Origin of the sequence: Paenibacillus macerans (assembly GCF_050565405.1) — a bacterium.
Classification (GTDB): Bacteria; Bacillota; Bacilli; order Paenibacillales; family Paenibacillaceae; genus Fontibacillus; species Fontibacillus macerans_B.
Window position 1 is genome coordinate 137,379 of the sequence record NZ_JBNYYG010000005.1, and the last position, 11,984, is coordinate 149,362.

The window sequence follows — 11,984 nt, forward strand, 5'->3', positions numbered from 1 at the left end:
AGGGGAGAGCAGACCTTTACAGGATCGTTACAAGTCGGATATTTTTTGGAGATATTCTTTTTCTATACTAAGGTCAACAGGGGATGCCGAGCAGAAAAAATGCCGGGAACCGGCCGTTCGGCAAACGACCCTGTGGAACGGAAGTGGAGGTGCCTCGGATTGTTGCAACACGCTGGAGCTTATGGGTTCAAGCTTTTGGCGGCCGCGGGATTGTTGTTGGCCGCAACGGCATGCCAACCGAACGACAACCGGTTGACTGTGGTTGCCCCCGATGTCGGCCGCATCGAACAACCTTCGTCGCAAGTAGGAGATCCGGCTTCCGCAGGGGAGCGAAAGCTTACCGTCGCCAAGATGCCGGGTCCGACGGCTAAACATGAAGTTGCGGTAGCCCGCACGCACCGGATCGATGCCGCATTTATTCGGGACTGGCTGTCGGATGACGAGGTCAGCATCGAGACGATCAAGCTGGTGAAAGCCGGGACCGAGACGGAGGAGCCGAAATATGAGTACACGAATTCCATCGTGAACGTCAACACGGGAGAAAGCCGCGGCAATAACGGGGAGGGAGGACAACAAGTGGATGGATACATGCTCGTCAAAGAGAGCATTTCGCCGGACGGCCGATACAGCTTCATTCAGAAATGGAAGGATAAATACACGGCGGACAATTTCGTAAAAAACGAAGACACCGGCCAAACGATTCAAATCCAAGGCGATAATTATCTGGAACAGGGAGGGTGGTTAAACGAGGATACGTTTGTCTTGGCCGCCGGTTCCATGAGCGGTCGCGGAGATATTCGGCGAATCTCGGCGGCTGACGGAAAAGTGGCGACGATCCCGCTGGAGGACCCGGACGTCGAGATATTCGGGCAATTCGGCGTCAGCCATGGCAGGATCTATTATACCGACAAACATCAGGTGCTTAAGGTGTTCGAGCCGGGGCAAACCACGCCGGTGAGCTTGATCCGCGATGTGTGGAATTTCGTGATTTCGCCGGACAGCGGGTATATTGCGGTATCCACGGTGACCCGATCCGGCGCTTTCCAGGGCAGCGAGCTGCTGGTTTACGATTCAACCGGAAGCCTTCAGGGCTCGCTGATCGGCAAGGGCGATTTGATCTCCTACATCTCCTGGTCGCCGGATTCCGCGAAGCTGGCGTTCGATGTCTATACGGAGGAAACGACGGGCATGAACGGCGTGTACATTTTCGACACTTCTTCGGGAAGGGTTTTGCCGCTGGCACCGTATTATGACGTGCCGGTATCGCATCCGTCATTCCCTTTAAGCTGGAGTCCATCCGGCAAACGGCTGGGGATTACGATGGATGGTCCGGAATCGCTTCTTGTTACGCAGGTTTTTGATTTTAAATAAAACACGACTAATTACCATTACTAGAGAGGAATGAATCCAATGAAAAACAACATGAAAAAATCGATCATCACCGCTGCCGTCCTCGGCATGACTTTTACCGGCGCAGCCGGCGTATACGCGGGAACGCAGATGCAGAAAATCACCGCCTATTTGAATCATCAAATCGGCATCCAGGTGGACGGCAAAGCTTATGCTCCAGTCGATCAGGAAGGCCGCAAATTGGCGCCGATCACTTACAATAACACGACGTATTTGCCGGTAAGGGCCATTGCCGACGTCTTGGATGTGCCGGTGAACTATGACGCCAATAAGCACCAAGTATCGATCGGCAGCGGGAATTCGCAAGACTCCGAAACGAACGTCAATTTGACCGGCGTAAACTACACGAATGCCCAGCTGGAGGAAATCGCCAAAGCATTCAAGAAGTTCGAATCCTTCGAAACGCCGTATGCGCCGCAGCAAATGGTTAAAGGGGACGCGTTCAAGATGGTCGGCGCTTCGGAGGACGGCGTTAATCTGATCTTCAATCATACGACGGTAACGGTATCGCCGCGGGATTACGCTTTTGATTACGAGGGCAAAACCGTGACCTTGCCGAACGGCGTTCAAGCGAAATGGTATAAGCCATCCGATACGCCGATGTTAAGCTTCAAGCTGGACGACCGTTTCGTGACGTTGAGCTCGCCGGACGGTACAGTAAGCCAGGCGCAGCTTGAGAAAGTGGCCGTAACCGTGGCAAAACTGAAATAAAGATAGAGATAGGTTATAGATAAAAGACGATTCAGGGATATGAAAAAGGGAACCTGTTCGACGAAGGGGAGCCCGCAAGAGCAAACAAAAGCTCTTGCGGGCTTTTTCGTTGCGAAGAGGGTGAAAAACACATTTACTTCACAGGGGGATCTGGCCTAAGATGGAGGTATTGGATGAGTTTCCTGAAATATATGGCGATAGGAGAGGAGCGGCATGGGGCCGAATGAGCAGGGCAATCTGTTTCTCAAGATAACGTTGCATCGCATGTGCGATATGTATCTGCCGAAGCTGAAAATGGTTTTAGGCGGCATAAGTCAGGAGGTACTCTGGACCGAACCGTATCCCAAGGGCAATACGGTTGGCGGTATCGCCTTGCATGTGTGCGAACACATTGCAAGAAGCTGCTTAAGGCTGCAGCAGCTCACGCATCAACTAAAGCCCGATTTTGAAAGCTATTTCCCGGTCGGGGGACAAACCGCTGAGCAGTTGATCGGGCTATTCGAACAGCAGTTTCAGGCCTGGGAAGGCGAAATGCGTAAGTTGATGCGGGGCGAACAGCGGATTGACGCCGAACAGATCCACCAGCTGTATCATCTCGTCGAGCATACCGGCTATCATCTAGGCCAAATCATCGACCGGATTCAGGCCGCGACCGGCAGGAAGTTCTCGTTTTGCCAAAACGGTTTGAACGAATCTTATTTACGCCGCTTGATGGAGCAAGGGGAATAAAAGAGGAGGGTACCTGGATATGAAGCATTTACGTGAAGAGCTGGATCGCTTGCTGAATGAATTGCCGCGAATCGTTAACGGCCTCGGCGAGGCCGAATTTATCCGTAAACCCTCGTCGGCCAAATGGTCGAAGCAGGAGATCCTCGGGCACCTCTGCGATTCGGCGGCGAATAATCACGTGCGTTTCGTATGGATCATGACGTCGGAAGCGCCGATTACGGTGGAAGGATACCCGCAGGACGAATGGGTGAAGCTGCATGATTATCAGCACGGCTACGCCCGTCCTGAGCTGTTGGCCCTGTGGAAGCTGCTGAACGGACAAATCCGGAACGTTCTGCAGAGCGCCACCGCACCGGATTGGCGCAAACGCTGCTTGTTAAGCGCTGGCGGCGAGCTTACGCTGGCGGAGCTGTTTGAGGATTACCTTCGGCATATGGAGCATCACCTCGATCAGCTTCGCGAAATTGGATAAGGAGGAAGGCGATACCTAAATGCTCTCAGACCAGAAAGTGATCGTGACGGGAGCCGCCTCCGGCATCGGCAGGGAAATCGTGCTGCAATGCTTGAATGAAGGAGCGGCCGTTATAGCCTGCGATATCGACGCGGATCGGCTGCGGGAACTGAAGCGCGATTCCGAATCTCCCCGGTTGCATACCTATCCGCTAAACGTCGGCAGCTATGAAGAGGTCGTCGCTTTTTTTGACGATATGGATCAAACGCATGCCGATATCAATGCGCTAGTGAATAACGCAGGCATCTATTTGGGAAAAAGCATGCTGGACTACACCGTCCCCGAGATCGATACCGTGCTTGACGTGAATATCAAAGGCTATATTTATTTCTCGCAGCTGTTCGGAAAACGCCTGATGTCCCGCAAGACGCAGGGCGTCATCGTAAACATATCATCCGTTTCCGGCCAGGAGGGGAGCTCCGATGCCGTTTACGGCCTCACGAAGGCGGCCATCCTTGGCTTGACCAAAAGCAATGCGATGAATTTCTCTCCGCATATCCGCGTCAACGCCGTAGCGCCGACGATGGTCAATACGCCGATGATGGAGCGGATTCCCGACTGGCGCAAAGAAGAATACGTCGATCATCAACTCGTCAAGCAGCCGCTTCAGCCGGAAGACGTGGCGCAAACGGTGATCTTCTTATTGTCCAGGAAATCGCGGCATTATACGGGAGCTACGTTTGATATTAATGGCGGTTGTTATGTAAGATGATCGTTAATTCGGCGTTTCATGGCAAATCAATCTGTCTTAAAATGAAAGGGTATACGGTTTTCGTTTGGAGGGAGTTTATCAATGTTGGCAAATAAGGATAGCAGCCGTTTGAATTTGCGGGCCGACTGCGAGAATTGCTTCGGTTTGTGCTGCGTGGCATTGCCTTATGCCGCGTCGGTGGATTTCGCGGCCGACAAAGCGGGGGGACAACCCTGCGCCAATTTGCGGGCGGATTTCCGCTGCGGGGTGCACGGCAGTCTCCGGGAGCGGGGGTATCGGGGCTGCACCGTGTACGATTGCTTTGGCGCGGGGCAGAAGGTATCGCAGGTCACGTTTGCGGGAATCAACTGGCGGCAAGCACCGGCGTCGGCGCAACCGATGTTTGAGGTGTTTCCGGTGATGTGGCAGTTCCATGAGCTGCTCTGGTATCTGGATGAAGCGCTAAGCTTGCCGCAGCCGACGTCCCTGCAGGAGAAGCTCCGTCTGGCGTATGACGAAACGGAACGGCTGACCTGTCAGGACCCGGAAACGTTGCTCCGAATCGATGCGGCCGCCCATCGCTCCAAGGTGAACGAACTGCTGCTCGAGGTAAGCGAACGCGTTCGCGGCGAAGCGGTTCGGCAGTTGGGTAATATATCCGGCCGCCGCAAGACCTACGGCCGCGGGTCCGATCTGATCGGAGCCAAGCTCAAAGGGGCGGACCTGCGCGGGGCGAACCTGAGAGGCGCCTATCTGATTGCCGCGGATTTGCGCGGAGCCGATCTGCGCGGGGCCGACTTGATCGGAGCCGACTTCAGGGATGCCGACGTGCGCGGGGCCGACTTGTCGCAGAGCCTGTTTGTAACCCAGGCGCAGATGAATGTGGCCAAAGGGGATGCCGGCACCAAGCTGCCCCCGATGTTGATGCGCCCGCCGCATTGGGACGGCGTACCGGAAAGGAGGGTCCCGAATGAACGATTACCGGGATAGGATCCAGCAAGTCGAGCGATATATCGAGTCCCATATGGACCAGAAATTAAGCCTGGATCGATTAGCCGAGGTTTCGCATTTTTCCAAATACCATTTTTCGCGCGTGTTCGCCTCGGTTGCAGGCCTGACTCCATTTGCGTACATCGCCCAAAAACGGCTGGAGAGGGCCGCCGCTTATTTGCGGGAAACCGATAAATCCGTGCTGGAGATCTCTTTGCTTTGCGGATTCGAGACGGCTTCGAATTTCAACGCCGCTTTCAAGAAGCATTTTGGGCAAACGCCGACCGAGATGCGCAGCCAAACGCAGCAGGACCGCAATATTTCGTTATCGCTTCGCAATGCCCAGGAAGCGCCTACGCCGCCTGCCCGATACGATAGAACGGTAAACAGTTTATTGAGGAGGGTATGGCAAATGCAAGTAACGATTGAAGAGTTACCGCAAATGGAAGTGGCTTATGTCAGACATGTCGGCAGCTATCTGGAAACGTATCGGGCTTGGGAGCAACTGGGAGCCTGGGCCGCGGAGCAGGGACTGTTTCCGCCGGAGCAAAGCTTTATCGGCATTTCCCTTGACGATCCGGGGGTTACCGAGGAGGAGGCTTGCCGCTACGATACCTGCGTTACCGTTCCGGGCACGCTGAGCCATGAGGACGCGCCGCCGGAGGTGCAGTTCAAGGAGCTGCCGGGAGGCCTGTACGCGAAGTTCTGTTTTTACGACACGTTGGATAAATTTGCCCTGTTCTATCAGAACATTTTCGGCGGCTGGCTGCCGGACAGCGACTATGACCCGGACGACCGGCATTGCCTGGAATTCGCCATGAACGATCCGGCTCGCGACCCGGAGGGAAAAGCGAAAGTGGATTTATATATTCCGATCAAGAAGAGGTGACGCGTTTTGAATCCGATCCTGAATCAAATCGGCACGGTATTCGTTCCGGTCAGCGATATCGAACGGGCCCGGGACTGGTACTGCGGACTGCTAGGGCTTCCGGTGGACGGGGAGGTTTTGCACGGCCATTTGTACGTCCTGCCGATGGAGGGAACGACCAGCATCGTGCTGGACAGCAACATCTATGCCCGGGACAAGGTCTTTAGGGCGCCGGCCTTTCATTTCAATACGCGGGATATCAAGGAGGCCTATGCGTACATGATTTCCTGGGACGTGGAGCTGACGTCGGGCATCGAGCATGACCACTGGTTTACGTTTAAGGACCCGGACGGGAATTTGCTGATGGTCTGCCAGTGCTAAGAGCCGTTGATGAATGGAGGGAGAGTAGCGCTATGTACGATACGATCATTTTTGATGTAGACGGTACCTTGATCGACACCGAGAAAGCCGTCATCGGTTCGCTGCAACGCATGCTAAGCACGGAGTACGGCATGGACAAAGAGGCGTCCGAGCTGTCCTTCGTGCTGGGGATTCCCGGTGCGCTTTCGCTCCCGCAGCTAGGGATCGAGCGCATCTCCCCGGCCGTCGACCGTTGGAATGAGCTAATGAAGGATTTTTACGATACGATCTCGGTGTTCGACGGAATCGAAGAGGTGATGGCTTCGCTCCATAACCGGAATTTCGTGCAAGGAATCGTCACTTCGAAAACGCGGGAAGAGCTGGAGGAAGATTTTGTGCCGTTCGGTTTATCTACTTATCTATCATTTACGGTTTGCGCGGACGATACGCTGAGGCATAAACCCGATCCTGAACCGTTGCTGAAGTTTATCGACATCTCGGGCTCGGACCCGAAAAGGTCGATCTATATCGGAGATACGGTGTACGATTACGAATGCGCCCGGGACGCGGGCATCGACTTCGGCTTGGCTTTGTGGGGTTGCAAGCACCCGGAACGGATTCCGGCCCGCCATATTTTCGCGCATCCCCAAGACATACTGCGATATTGCGACAACGGGAATTTGGGAAAATAACCGAACCGCCGCCGGCATCGAACAGAATGGGAGGAACTTCTTGTGAATTATCACTACATCTTATTTGACGCGGACGACACGTTGTTCGATTATCCGTTGGCGGAAAGCCAGGCCTTATCCCGCACGCTGGCGAGCGAGGGCATCGACTGCACCGACGAAGTGATGGAGGCTTACCAGGCGATTAACGGCCAGCTGTGGCGCGAATTCGAGCAGGGGGCCATCGCGCTCGCCTCACTGCGGACGGAGCGATTTGCCCGATTGATCGCCCGCTTGGAATTATCCGTCCGCTCCGATGCCGAGCAGATCAGCGAGCGTTATTTGCGGCAACTGGGCGAGGGCGTCTATCTGCTCGAAGGTGCCTATAACCTCTGCCGTGATTTGGTCGAGTCGGGCGTCCGGTTGGCCATTATTACGAACGGCATCAAGGAAGTACAGATGAACCGGATCGGTAAATCGCCGCTGGCGGACATGTTCGACGCGATCATTGTATCCGAGGACACGGGGTACCAGAAGCCGCACCCGGGCATATTCGACTATGCCTTTGCGAAGCTGGGGCTCACCGACAAAAGCCGGGCGCTGATCGTCGGCGATTCATTGACCTCCGACATGAAAGGCGGCATCGATTACGGCATCGATACCTGCTGGTATAACCCGCATCATCGTCCCAATACGCTTGGCCTTCAGCCGACTTATGAAATCCGCAGCCTGGAGGAAGTGAAAGGATTGATCGGCGGGAGCGGCGAATCGCGGTAGGCGCTGACGGGCTCCGCCACCTTGCAGCAGCAACACGGTGATGGGGATGGACGTGACGTGGAGATCCCGGCAAAGGTGCAGGTGTTGTTTTTGCACCCAAACGCCCGACAGGATGCCGATGTACACTAAAAACACATTTATGGATGAAATGAATGCGAAAAACCGAATAGAAACCGCCGTGTCTGTCGTTTTCGAGAAAATGTATATGAAAAATCGAATAGAATTCACCGGTTCTGTCGTTTATCGATGAAATGTATATGAAAAACCGAATAGAATCCGTCGTTTCTAACGTTTTCGATGAAATGTATGCGAAAAACCGAATAGAATCGGTCGTATCGGTCATTTGCGATGTGTTTTTCCCCGGGAGGAAAGGAAAACCAAAAAACGCGAGCCGCAAGGGTTAGGGAACTCTTGCGCTCGCGTTTTTTTTCGGCAGGGACGGCCGCATCATGCCTAACGTGACGAATTTTATAGCCGTGCACCTTGATATCCGGCCCAAACGAAGCTCGCCGACGCGCTCCTCGGCAATCTGGCTAAGGTAGACCGGCGCATTGGCCGGAGGTTAGGACGGATAGGCGGGTTTCCTCGCCGGACAAGGTGAAGGATGCAAACTTTCGCGGCCGATCTTAGCCGATCTCTCCTTGCCGCTTGTTCACCTGGGGGAGCGATAATAAAATGAAGAAAAAGGATGGTGGGGCGAGTGCGGGCACTGATTGTCGATGACGAAATGGAAATCCGCGAAGGACTGCGGGCGCGAATTCCCTGGTCCGACTTCGGAATTGAAAGCGTTTTTACGGCGGATGACGGCGATATCGCCCTGGAGCTGGCGCGATCGGAGCGCCCGGAGGTCATCGTGGCCGACATCCGCATGAAGCGGATGTCGGGACTGCAGCTGCTTGAGGCTTGGGGGCGGGAGCAGCCGTCCGGCTGGAAGGCGATCGTCGTGAGCGGATATGACGATTTCGAAATGGTCCGCCAAGCCATGAAGCTGGGAGCGATGGATTACATTCTCAAACCGATCAATACGGAGGAGCTCGGGGAGATCATGCGGCGGGCGGTCGGACAACTTGAGCAAGAACGGAGAGATGAACGGAACCGGCTGTTGCTGCACCACCAAATTCAAACTGCCCTGCCCAAGATCCGCGAGGAGCTGCTGCGGGAGGTCGCCGGGCAGGCGTACGATCCGTTCCGGGAAACCCGCCTCATGCACCGGCTGCGTACGCTGGAGCTGGAATGGATCGTCGGCGGGCCGTCCGCGGTCATGATCATCGAGGCGGACGATCTCAAAGCGGTCGACCATCAAAAAGGGCTGCGCCGCGAAAAGGAGCTGATCCTGTTTGGCATCGGCAACGTTGTCAAGCAAACGTTGGAAGAGGAGTATGAAGCGCCGTTCGTCCTTTACGAGGATGCCAAGCAACGCTGGACGGCTGTGCTCCACTGCCCTCACGAGGCTGACGTCGCCCGCCTGGAGCAGCTCGGACGCCTGCTCATCGAGCGGTTCCACGATTACGTCCGGGCGAAGGCCAGCGTTGCGCTGTGCACGCACACCGGTTCGCTCGCCGATCTGCACGCCCGTTATGTCGAAGCCGAGGAAATCCTGGAGCAGAAGGCTGTGTACGGCGGGGACCGGTTGCTGACGAGCCGGGGCTGGGAGCATGAAGCGGAGAAAGAGAAGATTCCGATCACCGATCCCGACGAAGTAGTTGACCTGATCCGGTACGGCACGGAAGGAGACATTCGCCAGGCGATGGAGCAGTTTTGCGACATGGTGAAAGGCTGGCAGGCCGAGCACATCAAGGATATCCAGCAGCGGATGTTCGAGTGGCTGCTGGGCATTTTCCGGCAAGCGTCGCGGCTGGGATGGAGCGAACCGGGCTGGCAGCGCAACCCGATGCTGCTATGGGAGCGGTTGGAGCGCTACGATACGCTGGAATCGCTGCGCGAGCAAGCCGAGCAATACTTGATCGGCATGGCGCGGGATTTTGCCGGTCTGGCCGCCTCCCCCGGGCAAATCACCCAGGAAGCCGAGCGGTTCATCCGGCGGCATTATGCCGATAACCTGACCCTCAACAGCGTGGCGGCCGAAGTCCATGTTACGCCGGTCTGGCTCAGCAAACTGTTCAAGAAAGAGAAGCGGCAAACCTTTCTGGAGTTTCTGACCGAGGTGCGAATGGAGCGGGCCAAAGAAATGCTGGGCGACGTGCGGTACAAAATTTATCAGGTCTCGTCCATGGTCGGCTATAAAGATCCGGTTCATTTTACGAAGCTGTTCAAAAAACACGCGGGATACACCCCCAAAGAGTACCGGAATTTAAGGGGGATCGCCGATGAGTAAACGAAAGCTGGGGCCCGGTTCGCTGCGTGACCGGGTCATTTTGATTTTCTTCGCCATGCTGGTGGTGCCGTTTCTCCTGTTCGCCTACTATTCGCACGTAAAGGCGATCGAAGGCATTTCCAACGCCAACAACATCACCTCCTTCAGCTATTTGATGCAGGCCCGCAAAAATTTCGAAACCTACCTGACCCGCCTGAACGACCAGGTCAACGATCTGATCGGCAACCAACAGCTGCAAGGACTGCTGGAGCAGCTGGCGGAGGATCCGGCGGACGAAGGCTTGGTGACGGTCAATATCTTGTCGCTGATGAACCAGCGGACGTCGACGATCGATGCGTTTCGAGTGCATCTTTACCCGGCGGATCCGGTGCGATATCCGATCTATATGAGCACGGTAGGCGGGGGCAGCCGGCAAATCACCGAACAGAATTGGTTCAAAAAAATCAGCGTCTCCAGCACGCCGACCTGGGAGCTGTCGATGCCGCAAACCGGCCAATACGCCAAACCGCTGCTGCTGTATGTCAAGCGGTTCACCGGCCTGTACGATAATGTTCCCCGGGGGATCATGGTCGTGGATTTATCCGAGGATCAGCTCGGCCGTTTTTTCAATCCGCCGAATTTCATCGAAGGACAGAAGATCCTGCTGCTCGACGAGGAACGCAACGTCATTTACGATTCTTCCGCCAACGAATGGACCGGCCGGCCGGAAATGTCCGGCAAATTCCGGAAGCTGGTCGTCGGGAATACCGAAGAAGCCCAGACGATTGCCATCGGCGGTCAAAAATACCTGGCTTCCTCCCTCAAGCTGGACAGCCGTTCCTGGTACGTGGTAAACCTGGCCCCGCTTGGCGCGTTAACCGGTTCGATCCTGGAGATCAACCAGGTGATGCTGCTGTTTCTGATCGTTTATCTGATCTGCTGCATGGGCGTGGTTTATTACCTGACGGCGCATTTCACCCAACCGGTGGCCAAGCTCGTTCAGCTGATGCGCCGGGCGGAGCGGGGGCAGCTGCGCCATCAGACGGCCTCCTGGAGCAAGCGAGGCGACGAGGTGGGCTGGCTGTATCAGGGGTTCGACAGCTTGACCGGTCAAATTGAGCGGCTGGTGGAAGAGGCGGCCCGTTCCGAGCTGAAGAAGCGGGAGCTGGAGCTTCAGGTATTAAGCCACCAGATCAACCCCCATTTCCTATACAACACGCTGGAGTCCATTCGCTGGAAGGCGGAAACGCACGGTCGCAACGACATCGGCGAAATGGTGGCCGCGCTTGGCAATTTGCTGAGGCTCAGTCTGAATCAAGGCAAGGAAATCACCACCCTGCGCCGGGAGATCGAGCAGGTCAAAGCTTACGTGCAGATCGAGCAGGCGCGCATGGGAAAGACGATTCGCATTTCTTACGCGATCGATCCGGAGCTTTTGCCGCTGCCTTTCCTGCGGCTGTTGCTGCAGCCGCTCGTGGAAAACGCGATCAGGCACAGCATTCAGGGCAACTTCGACCAGGGCAAAATCCTCATCTCCGCCCAGCGCGACAAAGGCGATATCGTCATCCGCATCATCGACAACGGGGGTGGCATACCGCCGGAGGTGTTAGGCAAACTGAACCGGCAGACGAGCGAGGACGGGCAAGCGCAGCCGCAGCAGTCCACGGGCTCCAAAGGCGTCGGCTTGCGCAACATCAACGAGCGGCTGCGGTTGAATTACGGCGACGCCTACCGTCTGCGGATCGAATCCGGACCCGGGGAGGGCACCTGCATCATCCTGCGTCATCCGGTTATCGGCGAGCGGCAGCGGATGGAGGCCTAAACCGCAATCCACGGGTTTATCTCGCGGAACATTCCGTCTTGCGAACCGGCCCGGAAGGCAAAGCGATCATAGGCTAATTCTAAACCGGAAAGTACAAGATCGGCTCATGGCAGCGCTTTCTTCGCGAGTTTAT

At 55.7% G+C, this 11,984-nt stretch carries 12 protein-coding genes; all 12 read left to right on the forward strand.

Translation table 11 applies throughout. The features are described from left to right. Window positions 1-159: 159 nt before the first annotated feature. Complete coding sequence (locus ACQ4N8_RS06320) at window positions 160-1,371, forward strand: WD40 repeat domain-containing protein (protein WP_430703483.1); 1,212 nt, start codon at window positions 160-162, stop codon at window positions 1,369-1,371. Window positions 1,372-1,410: 39 nt separating this feature from the next. Next, window positions 1,411-2,121 carry a stalk domain-containing protein gene (locus tag ACQ4N8_RS06325; RefSeq protein ID WP_430703484.1) on the forward strand — a complete coding sequence of 237 codons (711 nt, stop codon included), beginning with the start codon at window positions 1,411-1,413 and terminating at the stop codon, window positions 2,119-2,121. A gap of 213 nt (window positions 2,122-2,334) precedes the next feature. Continuing rightward, window positions 2,335-2,850 (forward strand): DinB family protein, encoded by a 516-nt coding sequence (locus ACQ4N8_RS06330; RefSeq protein WP_430703485.1) that lies wholly within the window; start codon window positions 2,335-2,337, stop codon window positions 2,848-2,850. A gap of 19 nt (window positions 2,851-2,869) precedes the next feature. Continuing rightward, window positions 2,870-3,322 carry a DinB family protein gene (locus ACQ4N8_RS06335; RefSeq protein ID WP_430703486.1) on the forward strand — a complete coding sequence of 151 codons (453 nt, stop codon included), beginning with the start codon at window positions 2,870-2,872 and terminating at the stop codon, window positions 3,320-3,322. Between the two features lie 19 nt (window positions 3,323-3,341). Beyond that, window positions 3,342-4,073 (forward strand): SDR family NAD(P)-dependent oxidoreductase, encoded by a 732-nt coding sequence (locus ACQ4N8_RS06340; protein WP_430703487.1) that lies wholly within the window; start codon window positions 3,342-3,344, stop codon window positions 4,071-4,073. 81 nt (window positions 4,074-4,154) lie between these two features. Then, the gene (locus tag ACQ4N8_RS06345; RefSeq protein ID WP_430703488.1) at window positions 4,155-5,042 is read left to right on the forward strand and encodes a pentapeptide repeat-containing protein; all 888 of its coding nucleotides are present in this window, start codon (window positions 4,155-4,157) and stop codon (window positions 5,040-5,042) included. Beyond that, window positions 5,023-5,931 carry an AraC family transcriptional regulator gene (locus ACQ4N8_RS06350; protein WP_430703489.1) on the forward strand — a complete coding sequence of 303 codons (909 nt, stop codon included), beginning with the start codon at window positions 5,023-5,025 and terminating at the stop codon, window positions 5,929-5,931. Before ACQ4N8_RS06345 ends, ACQ4N8_RS06350 begins: the two co-directional genes overlap by 20 nt. 6 nt (window positions 5,932-5,937) lie before the next feature. After that, window positions 5,938-6,291 (forward strand): VOC family protein, encoded by a 354-nt coding sequence (locus ACQ4N8_RS06355; RefSeq protein WP_430703490.1) that lies wholly within the window; start codon window positions 5,938-5,940, stop codon window positions 6,289-6,291. A gap of 32 nt (window positions 6,292-6,323) precedes the next feature. Continuing rightward, window positions 6,324-6,962, forward strand: a complete 639-nt coding sequence (locus tag ACQ4N8_RS06360; protein WP_430703491.1) for an HAD family hydrolase — start codon at window positions 6,324-6,326, stop codon at window positions 6,960-6,962. Window positions 6,963-7,004: 42 nt separating this feature from the next. Further along, the gene (locus ACQ4N8_RS06365) at window positions 7,005-7,715 is read left to right on the forward strand and encodes a YjjG family noncanonical pyrimidine nucleotidase (protein ID WP_430703492.1); all 711 of its coding nucleotides are present in this window, start codon (window positions 7,005-7,007) and stop codon (window positions 7,713-7,715) included. Between the two features lie 700 nt (window positions 7,716-8,415). Next, on the forward strand, window positions 8,416-10,050 hold the full coding sequence (locus ACQ4N8_RS06370) for a response regulator transcription factor (protein WP_430703493.1): 1,635 nt from the start codon (window positions 8,416-8,418) through the stop codon (window positions 10,048-10,050). After that, window positions 10,043-11,851: a sensor histidine kinase gene (locus tag ACQ4N8_RS06375; protein WP_430703494.1), complete on the forward strand. Its 1,809-nt coding sequence runs from the start codon at window positions 10,043-10,045 to the stop codon at window positions 11,849-11,851. Before ACQ4N8_RS06370 ends, ACQ4N8_RS06375 begins: the two co-directional genes overlap by 8 nt. Window positions 11,852-11,984 lie beyond the last annotated feature (133 nt).